We start from the raw sequence: 17,675 nt of genomic DNA, 5'->3' as shown, positions 1-17,675 counted from the left end.
AATAGCGCGCCATGTTGCGGCTTGGATCTATCCGTTGAAAGTATAGGTTGGAGCACTGCTGGGTCATGAACACAGCATCACGTGTTCAAGATTCCGCGTCCAATCAGACTTTTGAATCGGTTGGGGCGAACTGATTCACGTTGTTGATGTAAACGCCCGTTCAGAAACAACGGAGAATCTAATGCGCCGGTGCAGCGATGGAGAACGGGACCGCGGCAGCGAAACCCTTTCTTCCGGCGGAATGAATGTGTTGCGGGCGCTTACTGACCAGAATTCATACACAAACTTTGGACCTAGGAGAGCCGATGCCCGACGAAAGCGTGATCCGCGCCTGAGCGTCGCCAGATAATCTTGGATGCAAAAAGATTGTTTAGGTTGAGGAAATCAGCCTGTCCAAACGGATGCTTTTGGATCGAGCAGGTGTTCTTGGCGGTCACGATGACGGTGTCGCGGGCGGCGCTGGATCCGAACCTGGACACAGCGACGAAGACGGACATCGCACTGGAGCGGTCCTATCGGCATCGGCAAGAAACTTGCCTCGTATGGCGATCGCAGCCGTCGTCGGATCGAGGAGATCGGGCGCCTTGATACCAGGTTGATGGTGCATATTGATCGGTTTCTTCGGGAGCAGTTTGAGAGAGCGACAGCAATCCTTGAAGGGCATCTGCGTGCGTGAAGCTGGCGGCTTGGTCTTGCGTCTCGAACTCCCCGCCTGGAAGTCTTGGACCGCTTGACCAAGACAGCAGCGGTAAGGGCTGGATCTGGTATGCGACTTGATTTCGAACCTCGGGCTGGTAGGCGCACCTACGAAATCAAGATTTCTGGGTCGGCGAACAGCCGCCGCCCGTGAGAGTCCAGGACTCCGGGGAAGGGGATTCGCGTCATGCTAATCCCGGAGATCCGCCTTCTCGACGTCAGATCGCATGAGGGAGCTATGCGGTCTTCGTCGTGTTACGCCGAAATCGGTTGGTCCTGGGCCTTTCCGGTCACCCGGTCGCGCACGCTCTCCAGAATCTCGTCGGACAAGACGGGATCGTTCACCGCCCGGGACATGACGAGAGCGCCGACGAAGCTTGCGACATCCGCGATCGCTTGGCTGCGGTCAGGCTTGAAACCACTCTCCGTCTGCCAGTTCTCCATATGGGCGATCAACCCGCGGATATGATCTGTCACCGGGCCTCGCTCCGCCTCCGGCAGTCTTGCGAGCTCCGGCCCAAGAGCGGCCACGGTGCATCCCGCTCCAACGGCGGCGCGATGCTCTGGTGAAAGATAGGATTTCGCGAAATCGTCCAACGAACCACTGAGGGCATCGGCGCCTAGCATGTTCTGCATCGCATGGGCCAGCGCTTGCTCTGCAAGATCGCTCTTGGATTTGAAGTGGCCGTAGAAGCCGCCATGGGTGAGGCCGGCCCCTTTCATGACGGCATCGACACCGACGGCATGGATGCCATTCTCGCGAAACAGCTTTGCTGCCGTATCGAGAATCCGCTGCCGGTTATCCTTTGCCTGTTCCTTGGTCGGACGCATGCGCAACTCCTTTCGGAAAATACCCTTGACAAATTATATGACGACCGTCATTTAAATGCAATGCATGACGATCGTCATTTAAATAAACAAACCCGGCGGAAACGCTTTTTAGAAGGATGAAGCACATGAGCATGCGTTATAGAGTTTTCGGCCGCACCGGCCTTCGCGTTTCGTCGTTGGCGCTGGGCACCGGCAATTTCGGCACCGGCTGGGGCTACGGCGCGGACCGAGAGACTGCGAAGCAGATATTCGAGGGTTACCGCACCGCCGGCGGCAATTTCATCGATACGGCCGACCAGTATCAGTTCGGCCACTCGGAAACGCTGACCGGCGAATTCATCACTAGCGAGCGCGACGATATCGTGCTCGCTACAAAGTTCTCGCTGGGCGATGCGCCGACCAGCGGCTTGCAGCGCACTGGCAACAGCCGCAAGGCGATGATTCAATCCGTGGAAGCCAGCCTGAAGCGCCTGAACACCGATCGCATCGATCTTCTCTGGGTGCATATGCCGGATGCCGTCACCCCGATCGACGAAATCGTCCGCGGCCTTGATGACCTCTCCCGTTCCGGCAAGATCCTCTATTCCGGCCTGTCGGACTTCCCAGCCTGGCGCGTCGCCACCGCCGCCACCTTGGCAGACCTGCGCGGCTGGTCGCCGATCTCGGCGCTGCAGATCGAATACAGCCTCGTGGAACGCACCGTCGAGCGCGAGCTGATCCCCATGGCCAATGCCTTTGGACTGGGCACCGTTAGCTGGTCACCGCTTGGCGGTGGTCTCCTCACCGGAAAATATCGCAAGGGCGAGACGGGCAGGGCGCAAGGGCTCGGCGCGGTCATCCATGGTGAAAGCGACGATCGCAAGACGGCAACCGTTGACGTGGTTCTGGCGATTGCCGAGGAAACCGGACTTCCTGCCGGTCAGATCGCCATCGCCTGGGTACTAGCCAAAGGCTCAACGCTGCCGATCATCGGTCCGCGCACCAAGGAGCAGCTCGACGACAATCTTTCAGCACTCAATGTTCGCCTGACCGAAGAGCAGATCGCCCGCCTCGATACCGCCAGCGCCATCCCGCTCGGCTTCCCCTACGATATCGTTACCGGCAGTCGCGGTCGTCTGGCGGGCGGCAAGGAGGATGTGATGGACTGGCCGGCCGCTGCGGTGAAGTGAGGCCGTTGATCGGCCGAATTTTCCATCCGTCATGCTCGGCCCGGGGCGAAGCTTCCGTTTTCGCGGGGTGAGTCCTCGGCTCACCACCCGGGGATGACGGAGTGGCTCCCGGACAGAAGCCCAATGTCGCCGCGACGATGTCGAAGCAGCCCTCCATGGACGTGTTCTTTCGACGTCGGCAAGGCTTTGCCGTTGTCGCCCTGGGACTAGGGAAGCGTAAGACTGGGACAGTGAACGACGGGCGTCAAGCTTGGCGAGAGGTGTTCGCGCCAGGAGTGCGGTTGTTACCGTTCTATGTCATGTTATTTCATTACATAAAATCAGATAAGAGTAATTATGGAACATGGTTGTGTTCTTCCATGGGTTCCTTTTTGCATACCGCGCATTTCAGTTCTCCCGAATAGGTTTTCTGGCTTTTCCGAACCCAAGGATGATCTGGCAGGTTTGGGCCACGACTATTTCGCCCTTTCCGCGCAAGTAGGGACCGCCGATTTTAGTCCCGCCATCTGCAGCCAAGGAAACTCCCGTGTTCGAACTACCGTTCGGCCGCGTCGGCATCGCTATCTGCTACGATGGCTGGTTTCCTAAAACGTTCCGCTCGCTTGCGCTGGCTTGCGCCGAACTCGTTTGCGTTCCCACGAACTGGGTGCCGATGGCGGGGCCGAGAGCGTCGCCGCGCCAGTGGCGAACATTCTCCATAAAGCGGCTGCCCATACGAACGGCCTCTTCATCGCCTGCGCTGACCGGGCGGGAACGGAACGCGGACAGCGTTTTATCGGGCACAGCCTGATCATAAGGATGGCTGACCAGCGCCCTGCCCGGCAAGCGCCGATCGCCAGGAATTCCTCGTTGCGAAAATCGATCTGTGGAGCGTCGCCGGGACCCGGGCGCTCAACCGTTTCAACCATCTGCTCGGCGATAGCCGCGCGGTGGAAGGAAGTAAACGTCGCCAGTGTGCTCTTTTGGTGGACTATCGTCCAATTCGACGTGGCCTATTCGCATCGAAGCCGTCCCAACCGAGCGCAGGATTACCCCTCGATCGCGGCAGACTGGCGTACGTGGCCGCCGGGTCATGTGTTACCCGCGAGCATGACGACGAACAACGCGCCGATCCCAACCGCACGGTTTTGGTGCGGTGAGCGGCCCGTCATTCGCCGTCGTCTCCGGTGCAGTGCGTCTAACCTACGGTGAGCGTAAGTCCCCTACGCAACGTTGCCGGCATCCGCCTAGAAGCTGGCTCCTTCCAATTTCGCGATCAGCATATCGCGGTCCTCTCCGGACTTCAGCCGTACCGTCAAGGCCGTGCTCTTGACAGGCACCTGGGGCGGTAGGGACACGGCAACGCCCGGAACGTTCTTGGCTGCCCATTGCCTGAAGCGGGGCAGCTTGTTCGGGCCGCTGATGGGGAAAGTGTGGCTGTATCTGAAGCTCATTGCGGGTTCTTTCTCAAAATGGGCAACGGCCGGCACGCGAATCGTCAGCGTTGCTCCGCAGGGTTCGATCTGGGATTGGACAAATTCCTGGCGCCCCTCTTGCCGTCGCAGGTAGCGGCGCCAGGCGGTCAGCGTCTGGCGTTGACCCTGCGGATGGGAAATGCGGTGCGCCGCCGATCGCGCCGGGGGAAGATCGTTGAAGACATCCGTGTTTCCTCAGCTCCTTATCTTGCTCGGCCCAGCGCGTGCAAGATGACGGCTGGCGGGCCGGTCGGAGGGCTCCAGGCGCTCCGGCGCGGTCGCCAGCGCCCTAACGAAGGCGGAAAGCTCGATGTCATCGAGCCTGTCCGCAGCCGCCTCAACGGAGAACCATCGCCGCTGCCTCTGATCTTTTTCTCGCCAGTGGATCAGAGTGCCTCGTACATTCATGCCGAACACGGCGACGCGGCAGGGGATCTCCGAGCCGTCGTCCAATGCCTTCATGTATCGATAGGTGGTGACCGGTGAAGGCCACATGTCACCAATGATCCCGGCCTCCTCGAAGGCCTCCCGCGCCGCTGCGACAAGGAGCGGGTATCCTTTCATCGGCCATCCCTTGGGCACGATCCATCGCCCCCGCCTGCGTGACGTTATGAGTAAGACCTTCGGCGCGCCGTCGCGCCGAATGCGCCAGGGCAAGACCCCAACCTGCTGCAATTCGTCGATGCCGCTGGCCCTCAATGCATGATCGTCGATTTTTGTGTTGTGGCTCATCGTCGGCATCCCTCCTCAAGAAAGGTGGTTTCAACACAAAGCGGACGCCGGTTGTGACCGACGGAAAAAGCGCGGCGGGCGGCCAAGCTAAGAATTGGCGTCTTGCACCATGGGCAGCGGGCCGCGGCAACGGGAAGATGGCGATTGCAGGTGACGCAGATCGGGCGAGATCGTAAGTGGGACATGGATACGCTCCATTAACGCGCCGTGTGTTCGGCACGAATAGAACCGCACTGTTCTTGATCATGTGTTCCCGGAGCGGCGGGTCTGTGGCGGCGTTACAGAGTCAAGGCTGCCTGCTCCGGGAGGGGGAGCATGCTTGATCGGTAAGCCTCAAAATCTTGACAGACGTATCCATACACATGCCCTGCATTTAGACAGCGCATGCAGCAATTTCAAGGGTAAGCTCCTTTCAACGCCTCCGTTTCCGGAACGCCGCGGAAGCCGCCCGCAGAGCCGCATGGGGAATATTCAGGTGCGCGTTAATTCTCATCATTTGTTGCTCGATGAGGTGACCGGCCTTGACGTCACCACCCGGGCCGGATCATCCAGCTTCTTTCCGATATCAGAGCCCGCATGGGCATGGCGATGCTCTCCGTCACCATCATCTCGCGCTGCTCGCTCAAATCGCCGATCGCGTCATGTATACCGGCCTCTCGTCGAAGTCGCCCTGCTTGACACTTACGGTAAGGCATCGGTGGCGACCGACTTGTCGGGATCATCCGAGCCCGCTCTGAGGGTCGCCCTGCGATGGTTTTCGCTGCGTTATCTTACGCTTTTTCACGCGTTCGACCTTCCCTATCGCGGCTGGATCGATGACAGAATGGCTAGCCCGTCACAACTCCGGCCCCCGAGGTCCGTGTCGGCTGGCGCGCGGCGTGCTCGAATTACCGGTCGTCTAGCCAGCGTCCAAAGGCCGCATCTCGACCAATTGAATCCAATGCCTCAAGTGACCACATGGGAATCATGACTACTTCACGTCGACACAAGAAATACTTGGTTCTCTCAGCGTCCCTGCTGACGCGCTCGTAGCCCCGAGCGGCTCGAACGCACCCGTTCGCCGTTTCGGGGATCCCTCTCAAATAAACGATCTGGCCACGGCTACTCGCGCTCGGCGCTCAGCGCCGTTGCGTCTGCATGCCCGTTCGCCGCTTCGCTTCCGCGACCACGCGAGCGGGCCGATCAATGCTGCGAATGGAGGGCAACAATGTCCGCATACGAACACTCATCACCCCAAGACCGCCAGGATCCGACGCTGCGCAATTTCAGCGTGACGAAACTTCTTCTACGTACCCTGCAACGCCGGCAGCGGAGGCGGGCGACCGCCGCGCTTCACAACCTCGACGACAGGCTGCTCGAGGACATTGGTATAACGAGGAACGATATCCCGCGGATCGTCGAAAGGCTCCTCAGCTACAGAGCAGAAACCGCACTCTTTGGAACTACAAGATATGCCGCTGATAAGGTTTTGAGGCCGCCTTGCGAAGCTTCCGGGAGGTCAAAACGGGCCATTGGGACGAAGGAACTCGGAAGACACCGAACGGCAAATAACGCCAACTGGAAGCCTTCGATGAAGACAAAACGTCGACTGCTGGGAATGCCTCGTTGACTCTACTCTTCTCCGAACTCCAGCGGCATATCGCGGCTTCGTGCAGAATACTTAGATGCGAATCCGATCCGCCGCCACTATGCAGGCGGTGATGTAACGCGCGAGCAACGATGTATTGCGCCGATGGACGAAATAACGGCTTCGGAGCATCGCAGATATTTATAGGTGCAACTCTAAACTGTATTCAGGCAAAATATTGAATCTATGCCCGATCCATTGAAAGATTCTCACTTTGCTAACCATTTTGCATCACGTTCCCTTAGCCACCCGACGATGATCTCGGGAATTGCACTTGTGTGCGACATGACTTCATCACGTCAGAAATGAATTCGGCGCGCCAGAAGAGACATGTCCACGTTGAGAAATGTCCATCATGAGAATCAAGAACCAATTCATCATCCTGGCATCCGCCACCGGTATCGCTATTACGGGCCTGGTCGGTAGCCTGTGGGGATACGACGGCGCTGCCACGGATGTGACAAAGGCCTACGACCAGAAGTACCGATCTTATCTGCTTGCCGATAATTTGCGCCAGTCGTCCGACGACCTCACTCGTTTGGTGCGGACATATGCCGAAACCGGCGACGTTTCTTTCAAGGAACAATACAATGCCGTCGTAGAGATCAGAAACGGTACACGACCGCGCCCGGAAGACTATCACCGGATCTATTGGGACTTCGTCGCAAGCGGAGAGACCAAGCCTCGGCCCGATGGTGTCGCCGTTTCCCTAAACGACCTCATGAAGCAGGCCGGCTTCACGGACGAGGAATTCTCGCTCCTTGACGAGGCCGGCAAGCGCTCCGACGGGCTGATCAAGCTGGAAACAGAGGCGATGGATCTCGTGGACAATGCCGCGACGAAGGGGCCGGAGTCCCAGCGCAAGGCGACGCAGATGCTCAACTCGCCGGACTACCATCGCTACAAGGCCGAGATCATGAAGCCGGTCGATACCTTCTTCGTCAAACTCGAAGCGCGCACCCAGGCGGCGGTGGATGAGGCGAACGCGCGTGCCTCATTCTACTGGAGCCTTACGATCGCTGCCATGTCCGCTCTCGTTTTGATGCTGGCCATTATCGGTCTCGTGACCTTCAAGCGGATCATTGGCGGCATGTACAAACTCGGTGCGTCGATGGGCCTCGTCGCAGGTGGGCAGTTGGACGCCCAGATCGATCTTGCAAAGAACGATGACGAGATCGGCGACATGGGCAAGGCGCTGGAAGTTTTCCGGCAAGGCGCGATCGCCAACAGACGGTTGGAGAATGAGGCGGAAGAAAATCGCAGGCGTGCTGAGGTCGAGCGGATTGCGACGCAGGAAAAGGCCGAAGCCGATGCAGCCGAACGCCTCCGCGTTGCGACCTCCGGACTTGCCGCCGGCCTGAAGCGCCTTGCCTCCGGCGACCTCGCTTTCCAGCTCAACGAGGCCTTCGCGCAGGATTTCGAAGCCTTGCGCCGCGACTTCAACCATTCTGTCTCCCAGCTCGGCACGACGATGTCCGAAATATCGAACTCGATCTCTGGGCTTGATACCGGCACCCGCGAGATCGCCGACGGTACGGACGACCTATCAAAGCGCACCGAGCAGCAAGCGGCCTCGCTCGAGGAAACGGCCGCAGCCCTTGACGAGATCACTGTCAACGTCGCCAATTCCAGCAAGCGCACCGAAGAAGCCAAGAATGTCGCGAGCCGCGCCAATCAATCGGCTGCTGAATCTGCGCAAGTTGTCTCACATGCTGAAGAGGCCATGCGCAAGATCGAGGAAAGCTCACAACAGATTTCCAACATCATCGGCGTCATCGACGAGATTGCTTTTCAGACCAATCTCTTGGCACTGAACGCCGGGGTGGAGGCCGCACGGGCGGGCGACGCCGGCAAGGGTTTTGCCGTTGTAGCCCAGGAAGTGCGGGAGCTAGCCCAACGGTCCGCCCAAGCGGCCAAGGAAATCAAGGGGCTCATCCATAACTCGTCTACAGAAGTCGGAAACGGAGTGAAACTGGTTCGCGATGCCGGTTCGGCATTGAAAACCATCAGCGGCTTCATCGTCGAAATCAATGCGCACATGGAATCGATCGCCACATCTGCGAAAGAACAGTCAGTGGGGCTCGCCGAGGTTAACACGGCTGTCAATTCGATGGACCAGACGACGCAGCAGAATGCGGCAATGGTGGAACAATCGAACGCGGCGTCAAACACACTTGCCTCGGAAGCCGTCAGGCTGCGGGAACTGGTCAGCCAGTTCAGGCTCGAAGGCATGACCGCAACGCATCCCGGCTCACCGCGCGTTGCCCGTAGTGCTGATTCCGCAGTTGCCTCCCCTGCCCGCTCCCTCAGCCGTAAGGTCGCATCCGCATTCAGCGGCAATGCGGCGCTGGCAACCAGCCACTGGGAAGAGTTCTGAGAGGTTGATATTTAGCATTTCGTCTTGGACGCGCTCGCGACAACGGAGCGCGTCCAACGATGGCCTTTACACGCACAAGGCTCGCCACCATCGTAGCTCTCTCTATTTCGTAAAAAGCGAGGAGATCAACCCGCAGGGACAACCGCGCTGCCTGCTCGACTCACGGATCCTTGTCTCAGCCGATCGCTACTTTAATCAACGCATCGCGCCGGCATCGAGGCAGCCATGACCGAGATCAAGGGTGAAACTTTCAAACAAGGCTTTAACTTCTCTTCACGCAAAGGAACGTGGCCGATCAATCCAATAGGCCTTTGATCGTCGCGACAGGCAAAAACATGCGCATCGGCATCGATGGCAGCGACTGGAAGCCATACCATGCGTAGAGTTCGACGCGACGCTTCGTCTTTTCCTCATTGCCACATTCGAGGACGTCAAGGAGAACAACGGCGATCCCGATCTGGTCGGCAATTCGGGCGATCCGTTTGAGACAATCGGCAAGGAGATCGCCACCGTAACCGCCACTCCTACAGCGCTCATCGCGCCCCACCATCGAGATATAGGCTGCAGGAATGCTTCCATGCCCAGGCCGCGAACGGGCATATTTCTCCGGCAGGTCGCGATAGCTGATTGAATGACTATTGATTGCGTAAGAACCGATGACAGTCGTGCCGTCCTCCTCGGTCATCACATAGACCCGAAGATTGCCGGCTCTCGACAGTTTGTTGGCCGTCTTTTTGAAGAAGTTGTCGACTTGAGGGATACCGCAGGAAAAAGCCGCTCGATCATGCCTATTCGGATCGAGCAGCTCGATAACGCGTTTCGACGCTCTGGAATCTGCCATTATTTGGAATCTACGGTGTTGCCGTGGCGCTTGAACGCCTCCTTCAAACTATCCGCCGGCGCTGGCGGATTGTCGAGCGCGTCGAAAAACACCTGATGATCGGCCGGCTGCAAGATCGTTGTCTCATGCGCAGCGATCGTTGCAATGGCGGATTGATATGCGGCATTGATCGTAAAGGCGGAATCGTCGAGACCGGACAGTGCAGCGGCCCGCTGGATCGTCCTCTTAACGCGTTCCTTCGTACGGAAATTCATTCGAGCGCTGTTCGGCTCATTGATTTCGGTCGTGATATCCTTGATCGCGCCCATCATCGCCTCCTGCTATGAAGCGTGCATATACTCTTAATGGGCGTACACGTCGATATAATCCGCCAAATGTACGTCAGCTAAACATACAATGAGGTCGATCGCAATACAGTTTGTAAAGCATCAGGGCGCGACGACCACGAGCGCGAAGAACGCCGCTCTCGTCAAAAGCTTCGGTGCGGATGTGGTGATGACTACACCAGCCAGACTTTGAGAAAGTTCTCTTGAACTACGACGTCGTGCTGAATAGCGAGATCCGAAGATACTTGCGAAATCCTAAACGTTCTGAAACCAGACGGCCACCTCGTTTCGATTTGAAGCCCCGCCGGATGCGGCATTCGAACGGGTTTCCAACGCCTCAGGAAGATACCCAATGCCAATCTGCGCAAGTGCCGAGTATTGGCGTCATAAGCTTTATGTGGGCATCGACTCGTTCCAGCACTTTTTCAGGCAGGAAGCTCAGAGTACAACATCGAGTGTCCGACATCTGGGACAACAATCGATAAACTGCGACTTGCGGCGGCGCGCTCACAGGCCGAACAGATATCGCCAAATTGACACCCGTCCCCGGATAGTCCGAGGGCGAGGTTAGCTGGCTTTCTTCAATCCCACGACCTTTCTAAGGTCGTCGTTCAATCGACTTTGCCAGCCCTTGCCGCAGTTGCGCTTGTAGTGCTCGATGATGTCGGGGTCCAACCGAATGGATATCTGTTGCCGAGGTTTTTCGATAGCCGGGCGCCCTCTAGACCTCTTGATGCTTTCAGCCAGGTCAGGGAAAGCTTCCGCAAACGGCCTTGCTTGAGCTAACTGATCATCTGTTGCCTCTGGCGCGTCGGGGTCACTGGCTATCTTACGTTGGATTTCAGCCTCTTCTTTATCGGAGAGGTAGCGAACCTTGCGGGGTTGGTTGGTCATAGTAGGTTCCTTTCCTTCTGGCTGGCGTCACGCATGGAAATGATGGAAATGCCTTCGGTTCCAAGGTGGGCGAACACGACTGCGATAACGCCGTTGCGCAGGACGCCGATTGCCATGAAGCGGCCTTCCTTTGCCGGGATCACGAGAGACGACATGAAGAACTCGCCGTGCAGATCGTCAAAGTCATAGCCGTGCTTGGCTATGTTGGACTGGCGCTTGTGGTTATCGTAGGTGATCTTCATGCATTTATGTATCACATTTATTCATTAATGCAAGAATAAACGTGATACGTTTAACGAGGAGATGAACCACAATTTCGCATCCGACGCTAAGGCCGCTCGACTCTTGAATTACGACGTCGTGCTGAATAGCGACGATCCGAAGATGCTTGCGAAAGCTTTAAATGTTCTGAAACCAGACGGCCACCTGGTTTCGATTTGAGGCCCCGCCGGATGCGGCATTCGAACGGGTTTCCAACGCCTCAGGAAGATACCCAATGCTAATCTGCGCAAGTGCCGAGTATTGGCGTCATAAGCTTTATGTGGGCATCGACTCGTTCCAGCACTTTTTCAGGAATAACGGCACGTTCAGGCAGGGACCACCAAAGCCGGTTTACACATTCAACCGTCTCGGTCACCGCTTTGAGCACAGCAGCTTCCGGCAGACGTGAACGGTTAGCGAAGGCCTTCCACCGTTGTGCATTCATTGCCTTGAAGGAGCGGTCGCCGGCAAGCGACAGCGCCATAGCATCAGCCGGAATATAGGGAACCGTCGAGAGCACGTCGTAGACCGGTGCAAGTGCCGGCTTGTCGCCTGCGCCGCGATAAATCAGCGACCAATTTTTGAGGTGCATGTCACCATTGCCAGTGATGGCGGCCAAAGCCAACCGTCGGACGAATTCCAGCGCGGCCGAAGAGGAAACCGCAACGCCGAGTGCAGCGGCGATATCGTGATAGGCCGCGCCTTCGTATTTGCGCGAAGGATAGATGCCGAACACCTGAGCAAAATCCTCGATATGGATCCGCTCACCATCCATGCCGCGATCGAAGCGTTTGACGAGCAAGACGTTCCCGTCGGACAGCGTATTGAATTCCTCCGGAATACCCGCGAATTCCGATTGTTCGACGAGCTCACGTTCCGGCACATCCATGCCGATCGCTTCTGCCAGAGCCAGATTGGCATATTCGTTCTCCGAGACGCCCGGAAACGAAGTCGAAGGAAACTTAGCGATATAAGACCCCTGCTCATCCCCGAGCGGGATGGTCAGGCCCCCACCCTTGCCCGTGTTCTTGATGACGGAAAGTTTCATCTGCACACCCGCGAGCGAAAACCGGGCCTTCGGTTCGGGCCGTGACAGAGCGTCGGCATTAGCAACCACTCCTTCGCTTGGTACGACGCGGACAGCACCTGGTAGATCCGACCCGAGGGCCACAAGCAGATCGAAATCGTTCCCAGCGCGAACACTGCCTGCGTGGTGCTTTTCCATCGCCTCGCGCAGTTTGTCCTCGGGAAGAAGATTGGCAAAAAATGCGGGCAAAGCTCTAGCTACAGGTTTTGGATCCTTGCGCAATCCTCCGGTTGCCGCGCGAAAAGACAGACTGAGCACAGGGAAACCACCCGTAGCGCGATAGCTATCCTCGAAGCTGAACGCGTTGAAATCGCCGGGTGTCCTGACGATCGTGCCGACCTTCAGATTGTTCAATAACACCTCAAGCGATGAGACCGATTTGGGATTTAGAGACGTATTAGACATCAGTGTCACCGTCGGGACGGGACATGAAGGCGGGCAAATCGTCGTCGTCATTCGGTCGTAGCAACGCATCAACGGCTGGGACCATCGCCTGAGGGATAAGCATAATTTCGAGACCGAGGGCGCGAGCAATGTTGATCAGCGTCGTCGTACGGGCCGCGGCGCTCCCCGTCTCGATTTCGCGATACCGAGGACGCGATATGCCTGCCATGCCGGCAACTTGCTCTTGTGTGAGCCTCGAGCCTTTACGCTTCGTCTTTAACAATCGCCCGATTTGAAGTAGAGCCTCTGATCTCATAATTGATACCTGGACCTATCATTACCTTTGAAATGATACGTATAAATATCTAACCCCACAGTCAAGAGGAATGATATGTATGGGGACCTTTGCAGAGAAGTGATCCGTTTACGGATCGTCTTTCTCAGCGATTAGGCAGTTCCCAGATCGAGCGCGCGGCTCCAGCGGCGCGGAGAAGAGGTGTGAGGAACATCGCCCTGACGTTCAACTGAAATCGGAAACTTGTGTTCCTGGTCGAGACCTGGCGTCCACCGTTGTGGGAACAAAACTCTGGAGATTGAAAATGAAAGAGGCCAAAAAACCAACGCCCGCAGGCGAAGAGTCGGCCAAAGGCTTGAAAGAGAGCGCTGAAAAGGAGGAGAGACGGGTGGAACGCCAGAAAGGAAGCCCGCTGGCAAAGGGAGAGGACCGATTTGAGGAGCGTTCCAGAAGCTCTGACGGTAAGAGCGCTGGAGACAAACAAAGACCCTGAAGTCGATGCCGAAACATGAGATTCCAAAAGCGCCGCTACGCGCACCTGTGAGGCGCCGGGAAACTCTCGGTCGGCTGGAGATGTCGCTGTCGCTGAAACCATTCATCATCACGGAAAGCGGCGCACGCAAAACTCGAAATCGTGGGTACTGACGCGTTCGACGCTTAGATTAAGTCTGCGAGACGAGTGAATTGACATGCTCTTCGAGTGTGACTTTCCCACGGATCGGCTCGTTACGCAGTTCGGCACCGTCAATCGTCGCCATGGTCATGCGGGCATAGGAGCGGGCGGCGGCCTCGGAAAACCCCTGCTCTCGGAAGCTCTTTTCGATCCGTTGACGGGCTATCCCTTGTAGTGCGACAGGAAGACCAAGCGCGTTTGAGAAGGCTTGCGCCACTTCCGTAAAAGTGTATCTGCGGGGGCCCTCGACATACTCAATACCGACGTCATTGTTGGTGCTTGAAAGTCGTATCGCCGCTACCTCTGCGAGGTCCGCAGGAGAGACCATCGGCAACACAAGATCTCCGGGGAAAGGCGACGACAGATGTCCCTCTTTAGCTGTCTCCAGCAGATTATCCAGATTGGTGAAGTAATAGGCCGCCCGGTCTATCGCAGTCGGTACCCCAGTTCCTTGCACAAGCTGCTCAAATTCGTAAAGGACGGACAAGTCACCAATGCCGTCGCCAGCCTGAGCGCCATAAGAGGATGCAACGACGACCTTCTCCAGGTCTGATCCTCCGACAGCTCTCGCGATGCTTCGAGCGGTTTTGAGTTCCTCGCTGTTGGTATCGGAGGCTGGGCTTGCCGGCGGATTGAGAAGGAAAGCGCGTTTTGCCTGCCTGAAAACCGCGTGAAGCCGATCCTCATTTGCCACGTCAGCGATAACTACTTCGACGTTGTTTCCTTGGATAGTTTTCGCCTTTTCCGGATCATGAGCAATGGCGGTAACGTGCCCGCCTGACGAACCGAGAGCCGCGACAACGCTCGAACCGACATGTCCGGTGGCTCCCAGGACGACGTACATGTTTATCTTCCTCGCTAAAAATGCTGCCCTCAGGGAAGCCCGTCGGCAACTCAAGCAAGACTCGATTTCGCTGCGTCACTCAGCGCTGCGATCCGCTTCATCGAAGTGTTGACTTCAGCCTCGTTCCACGAATTTGTTGAAACGGCTGAGGTTGCCATCGCTTGTCTTATCTTGGTAGAGGAAGGCGAGCTTTGCCTCGTCGAAAATCCTGAAGAATTCCTCCCACTCGACTTCTTCAAAAGCTTCCTCTTTTTCTCCGAAATCGATACGAAGCACGCCGCCCTTTCCTTCCGTGCGGATGACGGAAGGGGTTCCACGCCGTTTTTCAACCCATGATCGGATCGTGTCGTGGTCCGTAGTACTTTCTGAACTGCTCATAACCCACTTCCTTCCCTGGATCGTTCACATAGTGACCTTGGCGTTGTCGCCCATGTCCGGCCGGACATGGCTGACTGCGGCCGCAGCCATTTTAATGTAGCTAACGATCGTGCCCGGACTGTCCCAGTATTGGCGAAATCAGGGGTGACCTTGAGGACACGGATCGACGGATCGTCTGGGCTATCCCACCAAGCCTTGGCTCTGCGAAAGCGAGGCAGACGGAGCGATTTGTCTCGATCTCGTCATCCTTTTGACTTGCGACGTCCGTCAGGAAATAAAAAGCATTTTCGCTCGCCTGTGGATGTGCAGACATTGGTCGGGAGCGAATGCTATCGCCGACCTGGGTAGCAAGCATGCAGAATCCGATCTTCTCAGCAAGGTTCCAGACTTTTGCCTGCTCATCTTTATCATGTGTCATAGAAACTCTCCTCTAGAGGTCTGCCGTTCCGTAGGCGACGCTCGGTCCTGGCTATCACGACACCTATGTCCTCAGCCGCAAACTAGCGGCGAGCGACCATTAAAATTGTCGCCATCGCGCACCCTGACTGCGCTTTGCCTCAGACTTCGTTTCATGGGACACAGCGGACCGGCCCGGCGCCGGAGACGACAAACGGAAAAACCGTTTGTCGGTCGAAAGGTTCCCAATGATCAGCGGTTCTGGCGCGGCAAGGCTTGCCGATGCGCTTCAATCAGTCGTCTTCGCTCTGCCGGAGTGGCTGTAAGGAGCTTACCGCGAGCGCTCTGCATATCGTGCTGAGATCAAAAGACGATCCTTAACGGCTCCTGCTCACGGAGCCCTCTTACGGACTGCTAAAGAACCGGGTCAGCGGCTGCCTACCACTGGGCGACGCAAAAGCGGTCGAGAGCCGCGGCGTTCATGTCGACAGCAGCCGGAGAAGCTGGGGGCACATTGGGCGACAGCACAGAGCAGCTAGTTCTATCATAGCATCGCACACTTGGATCCCACCCGCCCGCCTTGCGGCGGTAGGTGGGCTTATGTGGTGATCACTTGAATCTTTGGAGCATTTTCTGCATCTTGAGATTCTCGGAATGGAGCTTTTCAGCTAGCAATCTCTTCAGCCGCACATTCTCGTGTTCAAGTTTATCTAGCTCAACACGGGAGGCAGAATCGAGACCAACTTCAGTGGACGCGTTGTGATTGAGGCGCGGCAGATTATCCAATACCTCTGCCGCCTGCTCTCCAAGAGCCGCCTGTTTTTGGGGCGGTGACGTTCTTATTTTCCGGGGCAGTTTAATTTTGCGGTCGTCCGGTGTGATGGCCCCTCCTTCAAGCTCTTTTGCGCTTGCGGTTAGATCCCCAGTGAACACGGGCAATGAACTTACGGTATTGTCAGCTGGCGAGCTGGCCTCGACGAAAGGCTCGTCCAGATGTGATGCATGAGGCAAGAGAACTTCCACCTCGCGAGCAAGCGACTTAAAATCGGTACCACCCCAAATCGACGTAGGCTGGGGCTTTGGGCGCCGCCGAGACGATTTGAACTCCACGACGAAACTTCTCTTACTTGGCTTCATATGAGCCTTCACTCCGCAACGAACTAGCAACGAGAATTAGCGACCCGAAAGGAGCACCCATCGCCGAGTGCGGTTCGCTACGAACTGATCCTTATGATCGAACAAGTGGAACAGCGCCCCATGAGAACACCGACGCTTCCCGACCGGAGCGGCGTTGTGACGCCGCCGCCCATGAGCCTAGTGTCTAGTCCAAACCAAGCCGTTTGCGCAACACGGCATTTTCCGAGCGCAGCTTTTCAGCCAGGTTCTTGCGAAGTCGCAAGTTCTCTTCTTCAAGCTTCACCAAATCTTCCAGATCGTCGGGCAGAGCCTCAATACTCGGCTGCATTACGACCTGGGCACCGGCGGCCTTTTTCCAGTTGTAATAGGTCTGTTCGCCAATACCAACATCCTTTACAGCATCCTTGAGCGTGGTTTTGCGTTCGCGCATCAAGGTCTCAATCCGATTGAGCTTTGCTGTTTTCTCCTCCTGCGAGTGCCTGACAGACCTGCCTGCGGGAGCCTTGGCTGGGGATGCCTTGTCCTGGCTTTTAGATGCCGCGGGCTTCCGTGTCATTTTATCGCTGATTGTTTCGCCGTGAACTGCGGGTTGCTCGATATTACTCTCATCCACCATGATATTCTCCCATATTGGACTATTCGCTTTTCCCGCGTAGAGCCTCAGGGCGTTAATGTCCAGACGTGCATCCACGCATTATCGTCAGCTACGGAGTGAGAGGTTTGGAATATCCAAGCCGATGGTACACGTCAAGCGGAGCACCCTGTCGATATTCAGTGTCCAGATCCAGCAATATCAGTACCGGCCGGAGAACTGGTACGGGCCGAGGAAGCACAGCCAATCCGCTGTTATTATGATATACTTTTGCAGCCGTCAGTCCACTGATAAGGAGGCTGCGATCCGGGATGTTGCGGGAAAAGCCAAGCAGGGGAGCCCGGGCGAATTGAAGTTCCTGCAGGGCGTTTTCGATCGGGTATGCATGTGGTGTGACGTTGCGCGCCCTAGCGAGCGAGCGGACCGTTTAGCTCGCTTCATCATGGATGAATTCCACGGAACCAACGACGAGGTGACGCTGCTTGCACACACTATATGGTGTGAGGCGCGGCAGTCTAGAACCCGGCATAGACGGGGGAAACTGAAGGTGTCAGCTTGAGACGCACGGGCAAAATTTCTTGCCAAATGCTGGAACCTTCTTCAGCGATCGCTATTGGAACTGTCGTCAGCAAAGTCTGACATTGCACCTTGTGAGCCCGGCTCCTCCGATTTTTTGTAAGC

General features: G+C 56.8%; 18 protein-coding genes and 2 pseudogenes. 5 read left to right on the top strand and 15 right to left on the bottom strand.

Annotation, left to right across the window (positions count from 1 at the left end; translation table 11 throughout):
- Positions 1-293: 293 nt before the first annotated feature.
- Positions 294-497, bottom strand: coding sequence for a hypothetical protein (locus ASD02_RS32995; protein WP_057221708.1), 204 nt, complete (start codon positions 495-497; stop codon positions 294-296).
- Positions 498-951: 454 nt separating this feature from the next.
- Positions 952-1,527 (bottom strand): TetR family transcriptional regulator, encoded by a 576-nt coding sequence (locus ASD02_RS32990; RefSeq protein WP_057205481.1) that lies wholly within the window; start codon positions 1,525-1,527, stop codon positions 952-954.
- A gap of 125 nt (positions 1,528-1,652) precedes the next feature.
- Between ASD02_RS32990 and ASD02_RS32985 the strand changes: the two genes are divergently transcribed.
- Both ASD02_RS32985 and ASD02_RS40670 read left to right on the top strand, forming a co-directional pair.
- On the top strand, positions 1,653-2,696 hold the full coding sequence (locus tag ASD02_RS32985) for an aldo/keto reductase (RefSeq protein WP_234908117.1): 1,044 nt from the start codon (positions 1,653-1,655) through the stop codon (positions 2,694-2,696).
- A gap of 523 nt (positions 2,697-3,219) precedes the next feature.
- Positions 3,220-3,634: pseudogene (locus ASD02_RS40670) on the top strand (nitrilase-related carbon-nitrogen hydrolase); the annotation flags it as partial.
- A 288-nt stretch (positions 3,635-3,922) separates the two neighbouring features.
- On the opposite strand, the gene ASD02_RS32980 reads toward ASD02_RS40670, so the two are convergent.
- Together ASD02_RS32980 and ASD02_RS32975 are read right to left on the bottom strand one after the other, a co-directional pair.
- Positions 3,923-4,129, bottom strand: coding sequence for a hypothetical protein (locus ASD02_RS32980; protein ID WP_057221707.1), 207 nt, complete (start codon positions 4,127-4,129; stop codon positions 3,923-3,925).
- A gap of 216 nt (positions 4,130-4,345) precedes the next feature.
- Positions 4,346-4,882 (bottom strand): NUDIX hydrolase, encoded by a 537-nt coding sequence (locus ASD02_RS32975; protein WP_082555706.1) that lies wholly within the window; start codon positions 4,880-4,882, stop codon positions 4,346-4,348.
- Positions 4,883-6,089: 1,207 nt separating this feature from the next.
- Between ASD02_RS32975 and ASD02_RS32970 the strand changes: the two genes are divergently transcribed.
- Complete coding sequence (locus ASD02_RS32970) at positions 6,090-6,491, top strand: DUF1127 domain-containing protein (protein WP_057221706.1); 402 nt, start codon at positions 6,090-6,092, stop codon at positions 6,489-6,491.
- A gap of 373 nt (positions 6,492-6,864) precedes the next feature.
- On the top strand, positions 6,865-8,886 hold the full coding sequence (locus tag ASD02_RS32965; protein WP_225906534.1) for a methyl-accepting chemotaxis protein: 2,022 nt from the start codon (positions 6,865-6,867) through the stop codon (positions 8,884-8,886).
- A gap of 295 nt (positions 8,887-9,181) precedes the next feature.
- Here the strand turns inward: ASD02_RS32965 and ASD02_RS32960 are convergent, their stop codons facing one another.
- The 6 genes from ASD02_RS32960 to ASD02_RS32935 all read right to left on the bottom strand — a co-directional run bounded on the left by ASD02_RS32960 (position 9,182) and on the right by ASD02_RS32935 (position 12,995).
- Complete coding sequence (locus tag ASD02_RS32960) at positions 9,182-9,727, bottom strand: hypothetical protein (protein WP_057221705.1); 546 nt, start codon at positions 9,725-9,727, stop codon at positions 9,182-9,184.
- A complete protein-coding gene (locus ASD02_RS32955) occupies positions 9,727-10,035 on the bottom strand; it encodes a DUF1778 domain-containing protein (protein ID WP_156408521.1) in 309 nt (102 codons plus the stop codon). Before ASD02_RS32955 ends, ASD02_RS32960 begins: the two co-directional genes overlap by 1 nt.
- Before the next feature lie 585 nt (positions 10,036-10,620).
- Positions 10,621-10,947: a BrnA antitoxin family protein gene (locus ASD02_RS32950; protein ID WP_057221703.1), complete on the bottom strand. Its 327-nt coding sequence runs from the start codon at positions 10,945-10,947 to the stop codon at positions 10,621-10,623.
- Positions 10,944-11,189: a BrnT family toxin gene (locus ASD02_RS32945; protein ID WP_057221702.1), complete on the bottom strand. Its 246-nt coding sequence runs from the start codon at positions 11,187-11,189 to the stop codon at positions 10,944-10,946. The genes ASD02_RS32950 and ASD02_RS32945 overlap by 4 nt, the downstream gene beginning before the upstream one ends.
- Before the next feature lie 257 nt (positions 11,190-11,446).
- Positions 11,447-12,700 (bottom strand): HipA domain-containing protein, encoded by a 1,254-nt coding sequence (locus ASD02_RS32940; RefSeq protein ID WP_057221701.1) that lies wholly within the window; start codon positions 12,698-12,700, stop codon positions 11,447-11,449.
- Entirely contained in the window at positions 12,693-12,995 is a 303-nt protein-coding gene (locus ASD02_RS32935) for a helix-turn-helix transcriptional regulator (RefSeq protein ID WP_057221700.1), read from the bottom strand. The genes ASD02_RS32940 and ASD02_RS32935 overlap by 8 nt, the downstream gene beginning before the upstream one ends.
- A 283-nt stretch (positions 12,996-13,278) precedes the next feature.
- On the opposite strand from ASD02_RS32935, the gene ASD02_RS32930 reads away from it, so the two are divergent.
- Complete coding sequence (locus tag ASD02_RS32930) at positions 13,279-13,467, top strand: hypothetical protein (protein WP_057205499.1); 189 nt, start codon at positions 13,279-13,281, stop codon at positions 13,465-13,467.
- Positions 13,468-13,636: 169 nt separating this feature from the next.
- Here ASD02_RS32930 and ASD02_RS32925 read toward each other — a convergent pair whose 3' ends face one another.
- From ASD02_RS32925 to ASD02_RS36600, 5 genes and pseudogenes are all read right to left on the bottom strand, one after another.
- Entirely contained in the window at positions 13,637-14,491 is an 855-nt protein-coding gene (locus tag ASD02_RS32925) for an NmrA family NAD(P)-binding protein (RefSeq protein ID WP_057221699.1), read from the bottom strand.
- 114 nt (positions 14,492-14,605) lie between these two features.
- On the bottom strand, positions 14,606-14,869 hold the full coding sequence (locus tag ASD02_RS32920) for a hypothetical protein (RefSeq protein WP_057205504.1): 264 nt from the start codon (positions 14,867-14,869) through the stop codon (positions 14,606-14,608).
- A gap of 24 nt (positions 14,870-14,893) precedes the next feature.
- Positions 14,894-15,287 (bottom strand): annotated as a pseudogene (locus ASD02_RS32915) (pyridoxamine 5'-phosphate oxidase family protein).
- 587 nt (positions 15,288-15,874) lie between these two features.
- The gene (locus ASD02_RS32910) at positions 15,875-16,402 is read right to left on the bottom strand and encodes a hypothetical protein (protein ID WP_057221698.1); all 528 of its coding nucleotides are present in this window, start codon (positions 16,400-16,402) and stop codon (positions 15,875-15,877) included.
- A 184-nt stretch (positions 16,403-16,586) separates the two neighbouring features.
- Positions 16,587-17,018 (bottom strand): transposase, encoded by a 432-nt coding sequence (locus ASD02_RS36600; protein WP_063978406.1) that lies wholly within the window; start codon positions 17,016-17,018, stop codon positions 16,587-16,589.
- Between the last annotated feature and the right edge of the window lie 657 nt (positions 17,019-17,675).

This window comes from Ensifer sp. Root1252 (assembly GCF_001425885.1).
In the GTDB taxonomy this organism is placed as follows: Bacteria; Pseudomonadota; Alphaproteobacteria; order Rhizobiales; family Rhizobiaceae; genus Ensifer; species Ensifer canadensis.
The sequence above is the reverse complement of the archived record's forward strand: the minus strand, read 5'-3'. Positions and strand labels throughout refer to the sequence as shown.